Origin of the sequence: Pseudomonas frederiksbergensis, from assembly GCF_017114915.1 — a bacterium.
Lineage (GTDB): Bacteria > Pseudomonadota > Gammaproteobacteria > Pseudomonadales > Pseudomonadaceae > Aquipseudomonas > Aquipseudomonas frederiksbergensis_I.
Genome location: NZ_JAAUOE010000007.1, coordinates 34,330 through 54,482, shown reverse-complemented (window position 1 = coordinate 54,482; position 20,153 = coordinate 34,330). Strand labels below are relative to the sequence as shown.

Here is a 20,153-nt window from a genome sequence, read left to right as displayed (position 1 = left end):
TTACTGTGCTGCCGCCGGCCGAAGCTTCAGGCCCCAGCCCTGTTGCATCCCGGCGGCGGCCAACAGAATCGCGGCGACACCGATCCATTGCAGCGGCTCCAGGCGATGGCCGAAAGCGAACCAGTCCACGAAAATCGCCGCAATCGGGTAAATGAATGACAGCGCGCCGGTCAGGGCGGTCGGCAGCTTTTGAATCGCGCCATAGAGAAGCACGTACATCAAACCGGTATGCACGATGCCCAGCGTCACCAGGCTGGCCCAGGCACTGGGCGCTTGCGGCATCGCCGAGAAGTGCGCAAAGGGCGCGAGCAACAGCACGCCGGTGCAGACCTGGATCAGGGCGATCAGATGCGGTGGCGTGCCGGTCAGGCGTTTGATGATCAACGCGGCAATTGCATAAAGAAAAGCAGCCCCCAGCGCCAGACCGATTCCCATCAGGTAATCGTTGCCGCCCTCGCCTTGCTCACCATGGGCGCTGACAATCGCCAGCATCCCGAGAAACGAAATGCCCAGCCAGAACAGTTTCTGCAGGGTGATCTTCTCCCCCAGGAATAGCGCGGCCAGCCCCACCAGCATGAACGGCTGGACGTTATAGACCGCGGTGCCGATGGCAATCGAGGCGCGAGAGTAGGATGCGAACAGCAGCACCCAGTTGCCGACAATTGCCACGCCGCTCAGCACGGCCAGCAAGAAAGTGGTGGACGTCAAAATGCCGGGGCGCAGAAAGCCGAACGCCGCGCAGATCAGCAACAAGGTGCCGGCACCAAACACGCAGCGCCAGAACACCACGTCCAGCACCGGTTGCCCGGACACCAGCACGAACCAACCAATGGTCCCGGAAATCAGCATGGCGGCGGTCATCTCGAATGAGCCGCGACGTAGTGTTCTGTCCATCATCAACCTCCTGTGTTTGAGCCCAAAGTATGCCAATCCATCAAGGGGCTTCTCCAGCGCAAAAAGCAGGCTAAACTCGGCATCTACCTTTTTTATCAAGGCTTATCCAGCCGATTGCCTAACAGGGGATTCGCCATGACCGACGACATCGACCAAGTGCTGATCAGCGCATTGATGGAAGACTCCCGCCGCTCGCTCAAGGCCCTGGCACAGATCAGCGGCCTGTCCTCGCCCAGTGTCGCCGAGCGCCTGCGCCGCCTCGAAGAACGCGGTGTACTCAAGGGCTACACAGTCGAGATCGACCCCAAATGCTTCGGCTATCAACTTCAGGCCATCGTCCGCATCCGCCCGTTGCCGGGCCAGTTGCAGGAAGTGGAGCGCCAGATTCAGGCGATCCCCGAATTCACCGAGTGCGACAAAGTCACCGGCGACGACTGCTTCATCGCCCGCCTGCATGTGCGCTCGATGGAACAGCTGGACACCCTGCTCGACCGCCTCAACAGCCATGCCGAAACCAACACCGCCATCGTCAAGAAAACCCCGATCAAGCGCCGGCTGCCGCCGATGGCGTGAGTGCTGTTTGGTTCGCAAAGGCGTAGATTGATCTTTTTCCGGCGAAGGATTGGCGGTATGAAAACTCAGGCCATGTTACTGGCGGCGGTGATGCTTGCAGGCTGCGGTACGTTCCAGACAGTGGTGCGCAGTGACGAAGCAGCAGTGAAGAGCCTCAAGGAGCAGAAAACCTACTGCGGTGCGGTTCCACGGATCTATAGCGGCGTGACTTATGACTTTTGCACGCTGCATGCGCCTCCAGGCCCGGGCATCGATGAGTATCAATACAACAATGCCACGCCCTTTGTGCTGATCGACGTAGTTATTTCAGGCGCACTCGACACCATGCTGCTGCCCTACACCATTTATCGGCAGCAGGCTGATGGCAGCATTGTCATTGCCGAATAGGGGGCAGGTGAATGTTGTCTCACGTTTTTATCGGCATCACTGACTTCGATCGTGCATTAGCGTTCTACCAACCGATCATGGATGCACTGCAACTGCGGATGAAATTCTGCGACCCCGGCAAACCCTGGGCGGGGTGGATGAGCAAGGATGCACCGCGTCCGCTGTTCGTCATTGGCACGGCGTTCGACGAACAGCCGGCCACACCGGGCAATGGGCAGATGATCGCCCTGCTTGCGCCAAGTCGCGAGATCGTCAACCTCTGTCACGCACTGGCCATGGCTCATGGTGGATCCTGCGAGGGCCCGCCCGGCCTGCGTGCGCACTACCATCCCGATTACTTCGGTGCCTACATGCGCGACCCGGACGGCAACAAACTTTGCGTGTGTTGCCACGAACCCGATTGACCAACGACCGGAGCAAAATCCCAGACAATAAAAAAACCCGCCGAAGCGGGTTTTTTACTCAAGGCTGGCGATCAATCATCGCGACCCATGATGCCGAACAGCTGCAACAAGCTGACGAACAGGTTGTAGATCGATACATACAGGCTGATGGTCGCCATGATGTAGTTGCGCTCGCCGCCGTGAATGATGGCGCTGGTCTGGAACAAGATGCAGACCGAGGAGAACAGCACGAAACCTGCGCTGATCGCCAGTTGCAGACCGCTGATCTGGAAGAACAGGCTCGCCAGCGTCGCACCCAACAGCACAAAGAAACCGGCCGTGATGAAACCACCGAGGAAGCTCATATCCTTACGGGTGATCAGCACATAAGCCGAAAGGCCGCCGAACACCAGCGCGGTCATCGCGAAGGCCGAGCTGACCACTTCCGCGCCGCCCTGCATGCCCAGGTAACGGTTGAGGATCGGGCCGAGCAGGAAACCCATGAAACCGGTCAGCGCGAACGCAGAAACCAGGCCCCATGCCGAGTCACGGAGTTTGTTGGTGAGGAAGAAAAGGCCGTAGAAGCCGATCAGCACCACGAAGATGTTCGGGTAGCCGACACGCATCTGCTGTGCGACAAACGCCATCACGCCGCTGAATGCGAGGGTGAGTGCGAGTAAGCCGTACGTGTTGCGCAGGACGCGGCTAACCTCTAGCTGCTCAGCCTGCACGCTGTTATTAACTGCGTAATCCTGTTCGCGCATGGCGACACTCCTGTTGGGTTTGAAACGTTCAGTCGCAAAGATCATAACAGACGCTCTGTAACAAGCCATGCAGAGAGTTTGACAGTGTGTTTCATTCAGGTATTATGGCGCCCGCAACGCAAACGGAGGTGTGGCCGAGTGGTTTAAGGCAACGGTNTATAAGGATTAATCTTTGGTCTTGAAAACCGTCGACTGTAACAGGTCCATGAGTTCGAATCCCATCGCCTCCGCCATCTTTATACGACAAAGCCCTGATTATTCAGGGCTTTGTCGTTTCTGGGGTTTGGCGAAAATCCGACCACACCCGAAGCGTTACAAAACTTTTCGGGTGTCGTTACAAAATTATCCCGTTTTTCCCGCCTTCCCGCATCCTGCCAACACCCCCGATCACCGTCCGAGAAATCCTGCTGCTACGCTGAAACCTCCACGGAGGATTCATGATGCCAAACTCAGACCTGCTCCCTTCCCTGCTCTACAAGATCAACGAAAACCAGCTCGCCCTTGAGGCTGCCATCCTTGAGCTTTCGAACTGGGTGGAGATGCGCGGATCGGCCGACGTCGCCGACAACGTCCGCGGCGCCCTGGACACGATCGACCGCAATGAGGAGTTCATCAAGCTGACGCTAGCGGTGCTCATGACACCTGAGTGATTTCCCGTCTCCAGCTCTGGGGCCCCACGTCGTACCTGCTGAGCGAGACCTGAAGCTCGGCTCAACGATGGATTGGGTCTAGCAGTCCTCCAACGCCCCAGCCAGACTGGCTAATCCGCTGCGACTTCTTCGCTTTGTAGCAATTTCTAAGCATGCTGCAATTACTGCCTGACATGGGCACTGCCGGTACTATGCTTGTGTTTTTCTTGAAGGGAGTCGACGTCATGCTTGGTGATTATTCACTGTCGGATGTACTGGAAAGGCTGTACGAAAACCAGCAGGCTCTGCAGGCGGCCATTATGGAGTTGACCCTCCTGGTTGAGGAGCAAGGGGCGCAGGAAGTAGGTGGAAATGTCCGTGGAGCACTATGGACCATGGAGGAAAACGCCGGCCATATCAAACAAGGCCTGGCGCGATTGAAGAAATTGGATATCGGTTAAGTACGTCGGGGTGAATTCTGGATACCAGTTCTGTTCACCTCACAGCGGGTATGGCCAGGAGCGGACGTTTGAGTAGGAAAATGAAGACACGGAAAAGCGTGAGCTAGCCCTTTGCAATTGCGGTCGCTTCGGGCCTTCGCGCGGAGCGTTAGCCCAACGTAAGAATTACACCGACATGTTAGAGGGTGTTTTCTAGGTCGCCAGGGGCAATAAAACTGGGGAGTTCATACCCCTGCGAACGCGATTTCACGCGCTAAAACCTACCCATTGGTACAGAAATTGGTACGGGATTTCGCCGCATGGCCGAATCCCCTGGGGCTGCCTTGGGGTGGTTTCGGATCGTTTTTAGGACTAATGGTGTCCCTGCTTCGAGACTTGCCGTCCATCCCGTTAATAATCTGCCACCCCCTGATTTATGCCCCTGCGGTCAATAACCCTATTACCACCTAGATATGGATGATGGGGCTTGTTTCTCACACAGCTCGGCAAGTGAGTCGAGACCCGCCCGTCGTGTATAAGAACCGCTGAGGGGCGTTCGCCAAGCTGTCAGGGCCAATGAAATCGAGGCTCAGTGCCCAGCTGTATTCTGTTTGCCGTACTGAAAACTAGCTATTGGCACGAGACTTCCTCCCCTCTCAACAGGATTCAACCCAAGAGCCAAATCCCATTGAGGTGGGAGGAAGACCTCGTAATAATTAAAGACTTTGGCTAGTCATATAACGTGAAATACCTAGATCCAAAAGAGCGAACCAACATTATTACACCCCCTCGCCAGCCTTAGTTTTTCTTTTGCTGAATATCATCTTGCGCTTATCTTGAATTTCTACGACCTTCTCAGCAATTAATATCTGCCCTCTCAGATCATTTTCCGCTTCTTTTAGTTTCTCCCAAAACCCCTCCACACCAAACATCTCCATCAAATCCCTTACATGAATATTAAAGCCTTCTTCATCTTCATCTTCATGTACAATCACCCCTTCCACGTTTCCTTTTATGGCGCGAACGACCAACTCTATATCAGACTCCGCAACAACCAAATTAAAAAACGCCCTCATAAGATAATTATCTATATAGTTAACCCAAGGATCATTTGTCGGATTGAGAGGCCCATAGGATATTGGAGCACCGTCCGCCTCGAAACATATTCCAATCTCTGAATGAATAGACAATATAAACTTTAAAAGCTCTGATTTTTTTTCAGCCGCAATCAAATCTTGCAGCATCTTTAAAAAATCCGGCCCGCCTTGCAGAATATATTCCTTAGAGTACCGATAGCTATCAATTGATGCGAGAAAGCGCAAAACATCGCTCCAACTCCTATACCTATCAACTCCCGCCTCCTTATAGAAGAGCGACGCAACCTCGGGAGAGGAATGTTTTATAAACGCCGCCGCATAATATTCAAGAATACTTTTATGCAAGAAAGTCACTACATCCACACCTTCCTCCAACATCAAACAAGCAACTTTAACAATATCTTTTTTAAAGTCCTCAACATCGCACTTACAACCCTCAGCATAATCGAGAGCCAAATCAAATGCTTCATTAAACTGCTCACCGGTTAAGGATCTCCCACTGCCCGACTGGATGACCATAAAACAAAAAGCTTCAAACAGTTGCTGAAGCTTGCGCTCTGAAAGCCCACTATAATGACGCCTAGAAAATCCAAGTTTCAATCTGTCATGACGCGTAAATACCACATGAAACATTTTTTCAAAAAACTCAGGCAGCGTTGGAGGAATTTCCCTTTCAGCTTCGTACACTAAAACAACCAAGGTCATCATCAGAGGAGTACTAATTATGCCCCCGACAGTGGAAGAACTTTCAGCGATTGCATGAATCAATTCGACTCGCTTCGCCGTTGCAACCTTTAATTTTCGCAAAAACGGGTCGTAATCGGCAGAATTCAAAACTGACAGATCTACAACTCGAAACCCTGAGACCATCTGAATATCGTTGGATGGCCTAGATGAGACGATAATTCTCATTTCGGGGTATTTCACTTGCATGTATTCTATTTCTTCTAGTGTATCCCTTAAACAGTCAGGTGAGACTTCATCAAATCCATCTAAAAGCAATATCAATTTGCCCGAGGATGCTAGATAGCTAAAGAGCTCATCCGAAAATTCAAGCCCAACAGACTCGAAAAATTTTCCGATTGATTGAAAGATGTTTTTTTTCGCCGATAACGTTCGCAACTCTAAAAATATAGGAATAACACAACACTCTTCATCTCGCATTGCGGCGGAAGCGAGATAACGCATAAAGATAGATTTACCCTGACCAACTATGCCCTGTATAACCAAGTTGCCATCTGGCAACTGGCCAATCCTTTTCACTTCCCTCTCTTCATTATCGTCATCATTGCATATTCTTGAGGGATAATAAAAATCAAGTATTGATAACTCCTTGTCTGGAGACCAAATAGTTTTGACGCTCTCGATTTTCAAAAGCCCCCTAGCCAACCGTTTCGCCCCATTCGCAACCGACAGTATCTGCAAGCTTTCTTTTATCTTGCCTTTAGCACCTTTATACAGATCCGCCACAACTGGGCTTAAAGCCCGCGCGACTGACGATATAATTGCTGCGGAAACTGCTACCATGCGCCTACTCCCTATATAAAAATACAATTTGTATATTATACCGACTAAACCTCAAAGGTCTTTTTTCTTTATTGGCGCCAAATGCCTCAAGCGGCACTGCAGCCTCTTCAGCTCCAGCATCCTAGCTGTCCTCAATATCTCCTATTCGCCCGAGTGACTCAATACGTTATTAAAGCACCGCTTGATAAGATCTGGCTGATTCGAAGGCTGATGTTGATCTCGCTCTGCGGACGAGAGGAGGCGCATCGTATTTTATGAGAAGATAACCGCCGCTTACGGATGCCGTTCTGGGTAAAACGCAACCATTCAACTCTATCCATGATGGATTGGATGTAGCCATCCACCAGAGGCCCGGCCCGCTTAGTCCTCCCCATTTTATTTCTTCACCTTTGTAGCAATTTTTAAGCAGGCATTCACACAGATCTGTCACGGGCACTACCGGTTCTTGGTTTGTCGTCTAGGGAGTCGCCCCTTGCTTGGGATAAAGGAGGCAGTGAGTCATCCGCTCGACACTCGACTGCTACGCTGAATTCTTCGCGGAGGATTCTCGATGCCACACTCTGACCTGCTCCCTTCCCTGCTGTTAAAGATCAATGAAAACCAACTCGCCCTGGAAGCCACCATCATGGAACTCACGAATTGGGTCGAACAGCGGGGAGCCGCGGATGTCGCCGACAACGTGCGCGGCGCCCTGGATGCGATCGACCGCAACGAAGAGTTCATCAAGATGACACTCGCGGCGATGATGACGCCGGAGTGACTGCTGTCAGCTGTGGATTCAACCGGTCGACGCAACAGATTAGTGGCAAATCGGTAGCATCGACCTGCTACGCTGAATCATTGCCGCAGTTGAGCTTGCCGTCATCCATGTCACTTTTCTCGTTGGGCTATGCCGCGCTTGCTGCGACGCCCCTCCCAACTGGACAAGGGCTTACAGAACGACAAGGAACGTTATATAAAAAAGGAAAGTATCATGAACACCACTCTCAAAATAATTACTTGTATACTCGCCATAAGCATAATAAGTGGTTGTTCCTCTACGATACTGGAGAGCAAGCCATATAAAACATACTCAATTGGGAGCACCGTCACTGCGAGTGTGGGAATGCCATTCATCGAAGCTCAAACAGGAACGATTACAAAAGTAAAGCGCTGGGTCGGTGTACTAAATTCGCCAGACGGATGGAAAGTTGATGACGTCTACTCATCCGACTTCATAAAAAAAGAGCTTGTTTATTCCGGCAAATCCGGAAGTACAATTGAGATTGGTTACCGTGAGTATAGAAGCGGCCTTGCTGCGCCAGCATTTTTTCAGTCAGTAAAATACGACTTGAATGAGTCCAAAGTGATCGGATTTCAAAATTTCCAATTTAAGGTTAATTCGGCGGACAACTCGTCAATAAGTGTTGTAATCATCCAGGATTGAGGCATTGCGCTCTTGCAAAGGGTTCGTGCCGTTCGCTTTCCTCAATTGGGACGGGCTAAATCCATCCCTTGACCTGAACGCTATGGATGTCTGCAAAGGGTTGAAGGATGCCCCTCACGACAAGCGGCAATCGATCCAGGCTGCGTGAAAAAGAGGGGACGGAGTTGATGCTGGAGATTGAGCAGGCGGGGGCGTTGGGTTTCGCTAAGCTCAGCTCAACCTACTCACCGAAAACAAATGAGCCACCATCATGGACAGAACCCCAGCGAAACAAACCAAAAATCGCCGTAGCCCATCGTGGTTGCGGAACGAGTTGATATTGGCTCTCGATCTTTTCTTGGATCACCAGCGAGAATCACTTTCAGAAGATCACCCAGATGTTGTGGAGCTATCTGATTTCCTGAGACGAATGGGAACGCTAATGGGGCGGCCTATGCCCCAAAATTTCCGTAGTCCAAACGCTGTTGTGATGAAGCTTGCCAACTTCAGCCATTTCGAACCTTCTAACATAGATGCGGGCCTTCAGGGACTTTCTCATGGGGGCAAAGAGGACGAAATTGTCTGGAAAGATTTTTTCTATGACCACAATAGATTGGCGTCAGAAGCCGCCGCTATCCGAGCTGAAGTAGAAGCTGGCAACGTGAACTCAATTAGCCCCAAATCGACGACAAGGACAGTGACGAGCTATATCACCCGCATCTGTCAAAATAACTCTAATTGGCAGTACCCCACCAGGAGCGCAGCCGAAGCATCGAATACCTTTTCCTCACAGCACGGCTATGGCCATGAGGAGTGGCTTTTTCGATTCGAATGGCAAATTGGAGGCTGGCAGTATGGCTTTCTTCAAGGAGTAAACAAGGGCTGGGAGTCACGGCTCGCACGTGGTGAGCGTGCAGGTGATGTTGTGCTCTACACCCTTACTCCTGATGGGCGCCGCTATGTGGCCCGTATTCGCCATATCGAGTTCCTAGATGAAGCTCAAGGTATTGCGGCCTTGGATCACTACAAGCGCGTTGGGTGGTATGACCGTATGCTGGAGGAAATAGACGCTGTAGATGGTGATAGAAGTGGCTTGGGGAACGGTGAATGGGCACCTTACGTGTTGAATGTTCGTTTTCGCCCAGAAGATGTTGAGTGGTATCCGCCAAACACATTTGCCGAGGTTGGGGACCCCGTGCTGCACTACAACCGTTATCAGCTCATTGAGCTTAATCACGAGGCCTCCCTGCCAGAAACGGTGAATACACGCCGCCCGGCTCGGAAAGGACAGAATCTTCCTCCCATTCAAGACAGCTATTTCAGGAGCGGCGGCTCGGGACGGGAGTGCTCGCCAGAGCATGGGATAATGCAGGCCGCCCTGCATGAGGAACTGAAAATTGAATACCCTGGGGCGAATATCGTCTTCGAAGAAAATTTTGTAGATGCCACCGTAACAACGGAAATGGAGAAAATCCTCTTCGAGGTTAAATCAGATTTCTGCACCCGTAGGGTTTTGCGCTTGGCGATTGGTCAGCTACTCGAGTACGCGTACTACTGGAATGAGCTACCAGAAAAAGCGGTTAGGCTGGTTGCGGTTGGTCGGACAGCGCTGAGCCCTGAGGACGAGAGATATCTCAGATACCTTACGGGAAAATTGAATCTTCCACTTGAGTATCGCCAGGTCAAGCTTCCCTCTGAGGCTTAGGAGTATCTCTAAATCAGTGCCGATTTTCCTAACCCATCGGCACGCCTTGAGGCTCTCCCGTTTCCTGGATGGATTGGGTCTAGCAATCCTCCAACACCCTAGCCTGACTGGCTAGACCGCTGTAACTTCTTCGCTTTGTAGCAATTTATAAGCAAGCTGCAATTACTGCCTGACACGGGCACTGCCGGTACTATGCTTATGTTTTTTCTCGAATGGAGTCGACGTCATGCCTGGTGATTATGCACTGTCGGATGTACTGGAAAGGCTGTACGAAAACCAGCAGGCTCTGCAGGCAGCCATTATGGAGCTGACCCTCCTGGTTGAGGAGCAAGGGGCGCAGGAAGTGGGCGGAAATGTCCGTGGCGCACTGTGGACCATGGGTGAAAACGCCGGCCATATCAAACAAGGCCTGGCGCGATTGAAGAAATTGGATATCGGTTAAGTCATGTCGGGGTAAATTCTGAGTGCTAATTCTGTTCACCTCACAGGTGCTAATGGCCAGAGGCAGACGTTTCGAGTAGGAAAATGAAGAATCGGAAAAACCTGAATTTGCCGTTCTCGATGGCTGGGCCTGTTTGCCATTGCGGTCGCTTCGGGTCTTCGCACGAGCCGTAAGCCCAACGTAAGAATTACACCGACATGTTCAAGGGAGTTTACTAAGTTGTCAGGGTCAATGAAATCAGGGAATTAAGACCCAGGCCAACTCAGAATCTCCTGCCAAAACGCAGTCATTGGTACAAAAATTGGTACGGGACTTCCCCCTCTCACAACACATAAAAGCTCCGTTCCGGCTGTACACGTGCGGGGCTTTTTGACAACTAGAGCTGATGCTCTTAACGCTGCCTGAAAGGCAGCCACAGCCAATAACAAACGGTGACGATACCTTCTTTGCCCGTAACCGCTATGGGTGGAATGCTGCCCTTCCTGACAGGCAGCTACCGACCGAGGCTGTGTAAAAACGTTTTTGACCAGCAGCTGCGGACGTAAACCACAAGAGTCGAACTTGACCCAGCGCATGCTCAACGAATTGTCGCCATCACCGACGCCGGCGACAAAGGATTGATTGCGCTGAAGGCGTGCCAGGCATACACGCGGGAATTGCAACACCGATCACCAATACAGCCAACTTTACAATTAACTTGCGGAGAGTTTTGTATGGGTGGAAACAAATTTTGCCTATTTTATTTTTTGTATTCTATACGCTTCTGAATAGCTTGAAGTTGATCTCGAATCCCGATTTCTACCGTTGCAAACGACGGACCTCGAGTGGAAACAAAAGTCGCTTTATGAGTGCTGGTGGCGTGATCTACTGTTTCTTTTCCTGGTGCTTTAGAGGAAAAGCCATTAATTGTCTCTCCATGGATTTCATCGCCCTCATTCAGGAGCGACTTATCAGAAATTTTGGTTGAGCTTTCGGAAAGTTCTTTGGTGATAGTAGCAAAGCCATGAATGTTAAGCTTGAAAGTGAACACCAAGCCCTTTGTATGCTTGCTTTTGATAGGGCCTTGTAGAGAAAACTTTCTACATTGAAGCTTCAGGGCATTTCCTTCGACAGAATCACCAATGGCTGATGTTCTCATTCCGAAATCTCAATAAGTGAAGGATGAGCATCAATTAGGTGATCAGGTAGCAGTGCCAATGCTTCTTGTACGGTCTCCTGCGAGCAGTGAAACATGTTGGCCAAATCTGATGGGGTATAATCTAGAGTTGTTAGCTCTAATAGGCGACCGATGACCGGTACTATAGCTATTGGCGGAGTATCTAGCTCTTCATAAGCTAGCGCTTCTGCGACTTTATCAAACTCCTCGTCATCGATTTGCTCAAGCAGATAGGCTGCATAGCTTGAGTTGAAATCATTTATTTTGTGTTGCCAATTAATAACATCATTAAGAAGTCTAACGTCATCCTTCCACTCGGACTGTAGCTGGAGGAATCGAGAGACAAACGTCTGTGTTTCTATTGTAGATATTTGTGTGACATTCGAAGATGTGGAGCGAGAAACCCGCGCCAAGAAATCGAACCCACTAATATTTGGCTGTGTTGTTAGCTCGGTTGTTGTTACTATCTTAAAAAACTCTGTCATGACAACCTCACGCCAGCTCAAGTAATTTATATATTTCGCCCGGAAAATAATTCTTCATTAAAGCAATTATTTCGTCAGGACCAGCACTTACATAATTTGGTGCGGCTGCTTTTGGCCTCGAATTTATATCAATTTTTACGCTGATTCCAATTTCAATAATTGGAAGAGTCATTAAATCTACCGGAGCCCCGGGCGCAATTTGAATAGGTCCGCCACGCTTTTCGTAAACATCAGCTTCAATGTTGATAAAATATCCATCACCCAGCAAATAGCCTACTTTGACAGAGCTGCTAGCAATTTCGCCAAACTTTGGCATTTTGAGGAAGCGACTAAAGATAAAGTCACTAAGATCAGCCCTACTTGAAGTAGAAGGGAAGCTAAGGGTAATAACTAATGCATTTTCCCTTAATTGCTCCTTTCCTTTGAATTTCTCAATTTTCCCTTGGGCTTCCTTGACGTTTTTTATTACAGTTTCTAACTGTGAATCAACGCTTTTTTCAGAGGAGTCAAAACCCAAGGATAACTGCGATGCTATCTGGCTGATAACCATTTGTTTTGGCCCGGACTGGAAAATAATCCGAGCTTGTGCGGGATCGAAGTCGTCGGGCAAGTTTGTCTGTTGAGATTGGGCCGATATAAATGAACCAAACGCCTCTTCTGCTTGTTCTTGCTTATACCGGATTCGCTTATCAAGCTCATTACTCGCTACATAAATAGCTTGAGAAATATAAGCTTTTTGCAAGTCGATCATCAAACAAGTTCCTGAATATATTATGGGTTAGCTGTATCTGCATCTGACTTAGCTGTTTAGCTTCTATCAACTCTAGACCCGACAGGTAGAATTTGCTAGGCGCCTCCACACACACACAGCCGCTCTATATAGACTCTGCATTGGTGATTTGCAAGATAAATCAGTAGGTTTGCGATGTGATGCTTTGAAAGGCGGACCGAAAAAACAGCCCTACCTAATCCGCCGGAAAGACCGGGCGCCGATCCTGTGTGCCGCGATCGGTCAATACCCGAGCGCCGAATTTGGGCCGAGTGAATATGACGGCTTCGTAATCATCACCGCCGACAGCAAGGGCGGCATGGTGGATATTCATGATCGCCAGCCGGTGACGCTCAACCCCGAACTGGCCCGGGAATGGCTGGATCCGGCCACGCCAAACGAGCACGCCGAGCAGATGGTGCTGTTGCAGGGCGAGCCCCCGAGGCTTTCGAGTGGTTTAAGGTCGACCGCGCAATCGGCAATGTCCGCAATCAGCAAAGCGGCCTGATCAACCCTATCAGCGACTCATTTGTCTGACCTTCCGGCTGACTCTATATGCGGGTGGACAGCTTTGGTAACTAAAACAGCCCACCCAACGATGCAGGCTCCCAATTCATGATCACCAACTCACCGCTCACCTCAGCTTTGCCTTGCCGCTGGTTGGTGTTGCTGTAGCGGATATCCAGCGTCTCGAAGTGGAAGCCTTCGACCACCCGCCGAATATCCGGGTGGTCGTTGATGCTGACCATCACCTTGCCTTTGCAGCGGCGCATGAAGCCCGCCATCCGCTCGTAATTCTCAAACGGAAAGTCCACGCCATAACCAGCGGTCTGCCAGTACGGTGGGTCCATGTAGTGGAAGGTATGCACCCGGTCGTAGCGCTCGGCGCAGTCCAGCCAGGGGAGGTTTTCGACGTAGGTGCCGGACAGGCGCTGCCAGGCCGCCGAGAGATTCTCCTCGATCCGCAGCAGGTTGATGGCCGGGCCGGTAGTGGCGGTGCCGAACGTCTGCCCGGTGACCTTGCCGGCGAAGGCATGGTGCTGCAGGTAGAAAAACCGGGCGGCGCGCTGGATGTCGGTAAGGGTTTCAGGGCGGGTCATCTTCTGCCACTCGAATACCTGGCGTGAGCTGAGCGCCCATTTGAACTGGCGCACGAACTCTTCGAGGTGGTTCTGCACGACGCGGTACAGCGTCACCAGGTCGCCGTTGATGTCGTTGAGGACTTCGACGGGCGCGGCCTGGGGGCGCATGAAGTACAGCGCGGCACCGCCGGCAAAGACTTCGACATAGCATTCGTGAGGCGGAAAAAGCGGAATGAGGCGGTCGGCTAGGCGGCGTTTGCCGCCCATCCAAGGGATGATGGGAGTAGACATTGATAGCAAGATCTTTACTGTATGGATAAACAGGTGCTAGGCTCGCCGCGCTTTGTGCACGGAGCAAGAGCCTTAGCTGGACTTGCAGGGACCATCTGCAGGGACGGCGGCCGGGTTGGATGTTGACGCATCCACCCCGGTCGCTCTTTTTCACTTCGGTGTTGAGACTTCTTTGGCATAGGCCTGACAGGCCGCCAATGCGATCAATCCTTGGTCGCCGGCATCGGTGATGCCGATAATTCGTTGAGCATGCGCTGGGTCAAGTTGGGCTCTTGCGGGTCCATGAACCACGCTGCCGGTGGCGGAGGTGGCTGGCACTGGACCGTTGCCGGCGACAGCGGTGGTGTCGAGTAGGACTGACAGGCGCAGATCAGCAGTGGCAAGACGGTCGCGCAGGCGACCTTGATCACGTTGGGCATCGCTCAGGGCTCGGTAATAGGTTTGTTCGCTGGCTGAAAGCCGTTGCTCGAGGGCCAGGCGCTTGGCCTGCTCGGCTTGTTGCTGCGCGGCAGCGGCCAGCGTCAGTTGATTAAGGGTTTCAGTCTGCCGGCGGGCTTGTTGCTCAAGCTGTCGGCCGTAGCGCCAGTCCTGAACCTGCCAGGCTGACGCGGCAGAACCACCAACCAACGCGGCCAGCAGCACGCCGATGGCCAGCAGCCGATACGGCGCGGGGATCAGGTCGATGACACGCATAGCACTGCCCTCGCCCGTTCCCACAATTGCAGCCGATCCGCCAGCCCGTTGAGGCCGCCGTTGATCTTGCGGGTGATCGCCTCGAACTCATCCCGATCCGCCAGGGCGTTCAGCTCGCGCCCCCACCAGAACCACGCAGCCGACTCGGCCGCCCATTGCGGCAGCTCGAGCAACTCCGGGGTGCGCAGTAATCGTTCGTCACCGAACAGCGCCAGGCTGCAGCGCAGGTAGTTGCTGCGGCCGGTGATCTGGATCAGGCCACGACCGCGATAGCGCTGGCCATCACCGTCGGCCGCCGGAGTGTTGCCCAGCTTGGTGGCCAGACTGCCGGTGTCGTACTTGCTCAGGTACTGATCGCCGCCCAGTTCGCGGACGTACTGCAGTTGGCCGGACTCGTGCCCGACCTGAGCCAGGAACGCGGCCTGCCGTTTCGGCGTATTGATTTGCCGATGGGCCATGGCGGTGTTTAGGGCAGATACAAAAACGCCCGCTTGGCGGCGGGCGTTAGGCATGATGCGCTGTAGCTGTTGCTCTGTCAGTGACATAGCGGGTCTCCATGGGGTTTTGGGGGTTGCGGCGCTACTACTTGAGCTGAACGACCTTCAGCTCCTTCGCCGGCTTTTTCTTTTTACCTTTGGCTTTCGCCTTGCCCTGCTTGCCGCCGTTGCACTCGACTGTCGTGCTCCAGCCGGACTGGGTGAACACCTGTTCCACCGAGTCCACCAGGTACTCGCCATCGAACCCGACCTTGAAGCCTTGGGCATCGATCGTTCGCTCGGCAAACAGGTCGGTGCGCCCGGGCATCTCCAGCCGGACGCCGGCTGTTGAGCGGTTGAACGCGGCGAGGCGTGCCTTGGCCGCTGCCTCGGCGGCAGACTTGTTCGGGTAGATGTGACGGTCAGTGTGCACCGGCGGCAGGCCGTCCGGTGAGTCGTCGTTGTCCAGGGTGACCACGGCGAGCTTTCCGTTTTTCTTGTCCTGGTGCTTGGTCGACACCGCCTTGTGGGTGTTGCGATCCCCGAGGCGGAACTGAAAGCGGCTGACGTCACGGCGATGAATCACCACCACGCCAAAGTCCTTGCCCGAGGCGCTCTGCCCGGCCTGCCGAGGCATCACCAGCAATTTGCCGTCGGCCACCTTGGCCGTGCAGTCGTACTGCTTGGCCAGGCGGGTGATGAAGTTGAAATCCGACTCGTTGAGCTGATCGGCGCGGGGCACCTTGGTCTGCACCGGGCACACCGGTTGCCAGCCGTTACGTGCGGCAACATCGGCGACGATCCGCGACAAGGGCACGTCTTCCCAGCTGCCGCTGCGGGTGGTCTTGCCGCTGCCGCGCATGTCGCTGGCCTTGCCGGTAATCACCAGGGTGTCCGGTGGCCCTGAAAAACCCACATCATCGACGACGTAGCGCCCGATACGGGTCAATGCCGTTTCTGCATAGCCCAGGTAGATCTCGATGCTAGCCCCTCGCGGCGGCAGGGCCACGACGCCGTCGCGGTCATCGATGCGCAACTCAAACTCGTCGGACTCCATTCCGGTCTTGTCGGTGGTTTTCAGTTGCGGCTGGCGGTCATTGATCAGCGCCGTGATGTCGGCGCCGTCGGCCACGACGCGAAAGGCTGGGGTCATTGTTCTATCCAAAAGAAAGCCCGCACTCGGCGGGCAAAATAAGGGTCATCAGGGCGGTGTGCTGCGTGCCGGCATCAGTCCCACAACATCACCACCTCATTGGTGGGAGCCGGCAGATCCGGCAGCACGATCACGATGCCGGCCCGGTACGGTTGAGGCTCATCGGCCAGTGCCTGATTGGCATTCAGCACCGCCTCGACGGTGCCGCCGAGGTGGCCGTAAGCGTGGTAACACAGGGTATCGAGCAGATCCCCGTCAGACGTTCTGCAGGTCGTCGCCATAGCGCGCAAACTCCAAGGTGAACGCCTGCTTGCGCGGGATTCCGCCCTGCAGCAGCGCGCTCTGTTCTTCTTCGACGTTCTTCAAGCACCAGGTGCCCAGCACATCGCCATAACCGGTGGTGAGGGTCAGGGGTTTCAACTGGGCACCGAGGCTGCGCAAGGTATCCAGTTGCTTGATCCCACCCTTGAAGCCGGGAAAGATCGCACCCTTGAGGGTGATCTTTTCTTCCCCTATGCCCACCGCTTGCTGCGCCGGTCGCCGGCCCAGGCGCTCCTGGGATGCCCAGCGAAACTCCGTCGAGCGCCGCAGCTCGTCAAAGGCGGCGGTGTCCAGGTTGAAGTAGTACGGCTGTGCCTTCGGATCCTGCGGCTGGATGATCAGCAGGTGCGGAAACGGCGTGACCGCCTCCGGCAACGGGGTGACATCGCCGGCCAGCGAGCCGGTGGGCACGATGTTGGCCAGTGAGGGGCTGACCTTGCCGGCGAGCTTGTTGATCGCGCTGGACGCTCGAGCGGCCTGCTCTTTCAGCTGCCCCATGCGCTCATCAATCTGTGACACGGCCCGCGTGGCCTTGTTGTACGTGGCCACCACCTGCCCCACTTTGGCCTGCGCGGCGTTGACACTGCGCATCACCCGTTGCAGTTTCTGACTGACCGCCGGCCCCACAATCGGCAGCCCCTCCAGTTCCGAGGCCGCGCCGCTGATTTCACTGATGGCGCCGTTGACCGGCCCCATCATGCCGTCCAGATTACGACGCCCGGTCTCCCCCGCCGCCGCCAGACTTTTCAGGCCTGCCTGCAGTTGCTCCATGTAGGCCATAGGCCCTCCTCGTTATACATGCGGCTCGTCGTACAGCTTGCGGTTCTGCAGCTGCTGCGTGGCCTCGCGCATTTGCTGTTCAATGAATGGCCGCAGCTCTCGCGCTAACTGCGCCGGGTCTTTCACGTCGCCGTGCACGGTGATGCTCAGCGGCGCCTGGATCTCGACCCGCTGCTCGATCTTCGGCGGTTCGCTTTTCGGCACGACCGGCACCGGAGGCAATCGCGCCGGCACACTGGGCGCCGCTGGGGTGATCAGGGAGCGGGCGACATCGCCCAGCGCGGCGGTGTCAGCCTCCCGCTCCGGTAAAAGGCTCTGTGTTGCCGAAGGCTTGGGTGGTGGCGCAACCGGTGCCAATAACGCCGGCACACGGGGCGCCGAGGGAGTGGACAAGGCTCGAGGAACATCGCCCGGCGCGGCGGTATCAGCCTCCCGCTTGGGCAAAAGGCTCTGCGCTGCCGAGGACTTCGGCGGTACCGGAGAACCGGAACCACCCGGGTCATTGACCGCAACCGGCGCAAAAGACCGGGCGATATTGCCCATCACCGGCGGGAGGTTCTGCCCGGCGTTGGCCATCATCAGCGGCCCGCTGGCCGGCATCGTCTTCAACGATTCATCGCCGCCGAACATCGATTTACCCAGGTAGCCACCGAGCGCATCACCGCCGAAGTTACCTAACGCACCGCCAATGAGCCCGCCGACGATGGTGCCAATGATCGGCACCATGGAGCCGATGGCCGCACCGGCTGCAGCCCCCGCCAAGGTGCCGGCCAATCCGCCGGCAGCCTCACCGTAGCCCTCGGCTTTTTCGTCCTGGGTCACCGCGTTGTCATAGGTGTCCTTGGCCTTGAACCCTGCCTCGACCACCGCGAACACCGCCGGCCCCTTGATGCCTGTGGCGACTGAGCGCCCGCGTCCACCGCCGCTGCGACGGTCGCCGGCACCTTTGCCCTCCTTGCCCGCTTTCTTGCCGTCGCCCTCGAGGCCGCCGGCATCCAGCTCACCACCCATGGCCGGCAGGTTGGTGACGATCACCTTCTGCGGAATGTTCGGGTTACCCAGCAAGGTGCCACGTCCGAGGTTCATCAGCCCCTTGCCCATCTTGAACGCGCTGACCGCTGTCTTCAGGGCCCACAGTCCGGCCACGGCGGTACCAATCCCGGTCACCAGCCGTGGAGTTTCATCGGAGAGCGTAGTGAGGCCTCGGGCGACGCTGGTGATGCCGTCGGCCACCGCATCGGTGACCGGCCGCAACGCATCGCCGATGCTGCGCATGCCGTCATCCATGCTCTGGGCCATTTCGGCCCATTTCTGCGAGGACGTCTGCCGGCGCTCGGCCAGGTTCTTGTCGAGAATGCCGGTGGCGTCCGCCGAGTCCTTTTTCAGCTGGTTGTACAGATCCTTGTTCTGCATGTACGCGGTCAGGGCCGCCTTGACCTGCATGTCGGCAAACAGGTCACCGGTGCGCAGGGCTTCCTCCAGGGCGATGATCATGCCCTTGGCCTTTTCCGGATCGGTCTCCTTGCTGATCTTGGCCGTGGCCTCGGCCATTGCCTTAGCCTTCTTCGGGTCGGTGGCGGCGATGTACTTCTGGGCCAGGGCAAAGCTCGACTCCAAGGTCGACATACCGCTCTGCAGCCCGGTGGTCATCGAGGCCTGGTAATCGATCCCGGCCTTCTTGTACGCCTCGACCGTATCGCCCGAACCGATCTTGCCCATCCAGTTCTTCAGGTTGTTCGCCGCCTCATCGGCGCCGCCGGCTGTCTTCATCTGCACCTGGAGCATCGACCCCAGTTGGGTCACCGCGTCCATGCCGTAGATCTTCAGGTTGCCCATGTTGGCCAGCAGCTCCGGGAACCAGCGGGCCATGTCCGCCGATTCGAAACTGCCCGCCTGGCCCTGAAAGGCGATGGCCTCCAGCGCCTTCTGCATCATCGCCGGATCGGTGATCTTGGCGTTCTGCCCGAGGGCATTAATCATCTTCGCGGTTTCGGTGCCGTCCGCCCCTTGGCCGACGACGAACTTGGCCGCCTTCGGCGCGTACTCCAGGGCCTTGCTCAGGTCCATGCCGGCACCGACCAGGGCGTTCACCACCTCGGCCACCTGGTTGCGGGCCATGCCCGTGTCCTGCGACGTGGTGATGATCGTGCGGGACATGTCCTGCTCTTGCGCGGTGTTGGCAATGCCGGCCTTGATCGAGATGTCGCGGATGATCGCGCTGAAGTCCGCGCTGACCTTGGTCGGAATGGCCACGCCGGCGACCATGCCCCCGGCCTGACCGATACTGCTCTTGAGACCGGTCCGCCCCTCCTCCAGCTGGCGGTGCCCCAGCGCCTTCAATTCGGCCCCGGCCGCCACCCGTCCCATCGCGGCGTAGGCCTTGTTGAGCCGGCCGACCTCGATGCCCTGTTTCTTCAGCAGGTCGAGGTTGGATTCCAGCTTGGTCAATAGCTTGCCTGCGCCTTCGGCGCCGGCCATGTGCGCCTTGCGCCATTCCTCGCGCAGACGGATCGTGTCGCCGATGGTGTTCTGCAGCACCCGGGCTTTGCTGCCCACCGTGTCCAGGTGTTTGATTTTGCTTTCGACGTCCTTGAACGCTTTGCCCACCGTCGAATCGACGGCACCGCCAATGACAAAGCCGAGCGCCAGTTTGTTCGCCATGTGCGTGCCCTATGCGTCGGAGAAATGGAAGTGGCTCAAT

22 protein-coding genes, 1 tRNA gene and 2 pseudogenes are annotated in these 20,153 nt (G+C 55.0%); 12 read left to right on the top strand and 13 right to left on the bottom strand.

What is annotated here, in order from left to right:
- The gene (locus HCU66_RS07690; RefSeq protein ID WP_205887911.1) at nucleotides 1-894 is read right to left on the bottom strand and encodes a DMT family transporter; all 894 of its coding nucleotides are present in this window, start codon (nucleotides 892-894) and stop codon (nucleotides 1-3) included.
- A 135-nt stretch (nucleotides 895-1,029) separates the two neighbouring features.
- Here HCU66_RS07690 and HCU66_RS07685 point away from each other — a divergent pair, with 135 nt between their 5' ends.
- From HCU66_RS07685 to HCU66_RS07675, 3 genes are read left to right on the top strand one after another with little or no spacing between them, the layout of a single operon-like run.
- The gene (locus HCU66_RS07685; RefSeq protein WP_183679622.1) at nucleotides 1,030-1,467 is read left to right on the top strand and encodes an Lrp/AsnC family transcriptional regulator; all 438 of its coding nucleotides are present in this window, start codon (nucleotides 1,030-1,032) and stop codon (nucleotides 1,465-1,467) included.
- Nucleotides 1,468-1,524: 57 nt separating this feature from the next.
- Nucleotides 1,525-1,854, top strand: coding sequence for a YceK/YidQ family lipoprotein (locus HCU66_RS07680; protein WP_205887910.1), 330 nt, complete (start codon nucleotides 1,525-1,527; stop codon nucleotides 1,852-1,854).
- A gap of 11 nt (nucleotides 1,855-1,865) precedes the next feature.
- Entirely contained in the window at nucleotides 1,866-2,258 is a 393-nt protein-coding gene (locus tag HCU66_RS07675) for a VOC family protein (protein WP_205887909.1), read from the top strand.
- 71 nt (nucleotides 2,259-2,329) lie between these two features.
- Here HCU66_RS07675 and HCU66_RS07670 read toward each other — a convergent pair whose 3' ends face one another.
- The gene (locus HCU66_RS07670) at nucleotides 2,330-3,001 is read right to left on the bottom strand and encodes a Bax inhibitor-1/YccA family protein (protein WP_205887908.1); all 672 of its coding nucleotides are present in this window, start codon (nucleotides 2,999-3,001) and stop codon (nucleotides 2,330-2,332) included.
- A 124-nt stretch (nucleotides 3,002-3,125) separates the two neighbouring features.
- Here HCU66_RS07670 and HCU66_RS07665 point away from each other — a divergent pair.
- The 3 genes from HCU66_RS07665 to HCU66_RS07655 all read left to right on the top strand — a co-directional run bounded on the left by HCU66_RS07665 (nucleotide 3,126) and on the right by HCU66_RS07655 (nucleotide 4,091).
- Nucleotides 3,126-3,234, top strand: a tRNA-OTHER gene (locus tag HCU66_RS07665).
- Between the two features lie 207 nt (nucleotides 3,235-3,441).
- Entirely contained in the window at nucleotides 3,442-3,651 is a 210-nt protein-coding gene (locus HCU66_RS07660) for a hypothetical protein (RefSeq protein ID WP_205888015.1), read from the top strand.
- Nucleotides 3,652-3,875: 224 nt separating this feature from the next.
- On the top strand, nucleotides 3,876-4,091 hold the full coding sequence (locus tag HCU66_RS07655) for a hypothetical protein (RefSeq protein ID WP_205888014.1): 216 nt from the start codon (nucleotides 3,876-3,878) through the stop codon (nucleotides 4,089-4,091).
- 758 nt (nucleotides 4,092-4,849) lie between these two features.
- Here HCU66_RS07655 and HCU66_RS07650 read toward each other — a convergent pair.
- A complete protein-coding gene (locus HCU66_RS07650; protein ID WP_205887907.1) occupies nucleotides 4,850-6,694 on the bottom strand; it encodes an NACHT domain-containing protein in 1,845 nt (614 codons plus the stop codon).
- A 550-nt stretch (nucleotides 6,695-7,244) separates the two neighbouring features.
- Between HCU66_RS07650 and HCU66_RS07645 the strand changes: the two genes are divergently transcribed.
- From HCU66_RS07645 to HCU66_RS27070, 5 genes and pseudogenes are all read left to right on the top strand, one after another.
- The gene (locus HCU66_RS07645) at nucleotides 7,245-7,454 is read left to right on the top strand and encodes a hypothetical protein (protein ID WP_205887906.1); all 210 of its coding nucleotides are present in this window, start codon (nucleotides 7,245-7,247) and stop codon (nucleotides 7,452-7,454) included.
- A 213-nt stretch (nucleotides 7,455-7,667) separates the two neighbouring features.
- Nucleotides 7,668-8,120 carry a hypothetical protein gene (locus tag HCU66_RS07640; RefSeq protein WP_205887905.1) on the top strand — a complete coding sequence of 151 codons (453 nt, stop codon included), beginning with the start codon at nucleotides 7,668-7,670 and terminating at the stop codon, nucleotides 8,118-8,120.
- Nucleotides 8,121-8,370: 250 nt separating this feature from the next.
- Nucleotides 8,371-9,804 carry a hypothetical protein gene (locus HCU66_RS07635; RefSeq protein ID WP_205887904.1) on the top strand — a complete coding sequence of 478 codons (1,434 nt, stop codon included), beginning with the start codon at nucleotides 8,371-8,373 and terminating at the stop codon, nucleotides 9,802-9,804.
- A 226-nt stretch (nucleotides 9,805-10,030) separates the two neighbouring features.
- Nucleotides 10,031-10,246 (top strand): hypothetical protein, encoded by a 216-nt coding sequence (locus HCU66_RS07630; RefSeq protein WP_205887903.1) that lies wholly within the window; start codon nucleotides 10,031-10,033, stop codon nucleotides 10,244-10,246.
- Between the two features lie 548 nt (nucleotides 10,247-10,794).
- Nucleotides 10,795-10,905 (top strand): annotated as a pseudogene (locus HCU66_RS27070) (lysis protein); the annotation flags it as partial.
- A gap of 80 nt (nucleotides 10,906-10,985) precedes the next feature.
- Here HCU66_RS27070 and HCU66_RS07625 read toward each other — a convergent pair.
- From HCU66_RS07625 to HCU66_RS07615, 3 genes are read right to left on the bottom strand one after another with little or no spacing between them, the layout of a single operon-like run.
- Complete coding sequence (locus HCU66_RS07625) at nucleotides 10,986-11,384, bottom strand: hypothetical protein (protein WP_205887902.1); 399 nt, start codon at nucleotides 11,382-11,384, stop codon at nucleotides 10,986-10,988.
- Nucleotides 11,381-11,887: a hypothetical protein gene (locus tag HCU66_RS07620; RefSeq protein WP_205887901.1), complete on the bottom strand. Its 507-nt coding sequence runs from the start codon at nucleotides 11,885-11,887 to the stop codon at nucleotides 11,381-11,383. Before HCU66_RS07620 ends, HCU66_RS07625 begins: the two co-directional genes overlap by 4 nt.
- Nucleotides 11,888-11,894: 7 nt before the next feature.
- Nucleotides 11,895-12,638, bottom strand: a complete 744-nt coding sequence (locus tag HCU66_RS07615; protein WP_205887900.1) for a hypothetical protein — start codon at nucleotides 12,636-12,638, stop codon at nucleotides 11,895-11,897.
- Between the two features lie 187 nt (nucleotides 12,639-12,825).
- Between HCU66_RS07615 and HCU66_RS07610 the strand changes: the two are divergent.
- Nucleotides 12,826-13,193 (top strand): annotated as a pseudogene (locus HCU66_RS07610) (SOS response-associated peptidase family protein); the annotation flags it as partial.
- Between the two features lie 41 nt (nucleotides 13,194-13,234).
- On the opposite strand, the gene HCU66_RS07605 reads toward HCU66_RS07610, so the two are convergent.
- The 7 genes from HCU66_RS07605 to HCU66_RS07575 form a co-directional block, all read right to left on the bottom strand.
- Nucleotides 13,235-14,029 carry a DNA adenine methylase gene (locus HCU66_RS07605; protein WP_205887899.1) on the bottom strand — a complete coding sequence of 265 codons (795 nt, stop codon included), beginning with the start codon at nucleotides 14,027-14,029 and terminating at the stop codon, nucleotides 13,235-13,237.
- A 150-nt stretch (nucleotides 14,030-14,179) separates the two neighbouring features.
- Nucleotides 14,180-14,722 carry a lysis system i-spanin subunit Rz gene (locus HCU66_RS07600; RefSeq protein WP_205887898.1) on the bottom strand — a complete coding sequence of 181 codons (543 nt, stop codon included), beginning with the start codon at nucleotides 14,720-14,722 and terminating at the stop codon, nucleotides 14,180-14,182.
- Nucleotides 14,704-15,267, bottom strand: coding sequence for a glycoside hydrolase family 19 protein (locus HCU66_RS07595; protein WP_205887897.1), 564 nt, complete (start codon nucleotides 15,265-15,267; stop codon nucleotides 14,704-14,706). The genes HCU66_RS07600 and HCU66_RS07595 overlap by 19 nt, the downstream gene beginning before the upstream one ends.
- Nucleotides 15,268-15,304: 37 nt before the next feature.
- Nucleotides 15,305-16,351, bottom strand: a complete 1,047-nt coding sequence (locus HCU66_RS07590; RefSeq protein WP_205887896.1) for a phage late control D family protein — start codon at nucleotides 16,349-16,351, stop codon at nucleotides 15,305-15,307.
- A gap of 74 nt (nucleotides 16,352-16,425) precedes the next feature.
- A complete protein-coding gene (locus HCU66_RS07585; RefSeq protein WP_205887895.1) occupies nucleotides 16,426-16,632 on the bottom strand; it encodes a tail protein X in 207 nt (68 codons plus the stop codon).
- Nucleotides 16,607-17,452 (bottom strand): phage tail protein, encoded by an 846-nt coding sequence (locus HCU66_RS07580; RefSeq protein ID WP_205887894.1) that lies wholly within the window; start codon nucleotides 17,450-17,452, stop codon nucleotides 16,607-16,609. Before HCU66_RS07580 ends, HCU66_RS07585 begins: the two co-directional genes overlap by 26 nt.
- 12 nt (nucleotides 17,453-17,464) lie before the next feature.
- Entirely contained in the window at nucleotides 17,465-20,113 is a 2,649-nt protein-coding gene (locus HCU66_RS07575) for a phage tail tape measure protein (RefSeq protein WP_205887893.1), read from the bottom strand.
- Nucleotides 20,114-20,153: the final 40 nt, after the last annotated feature.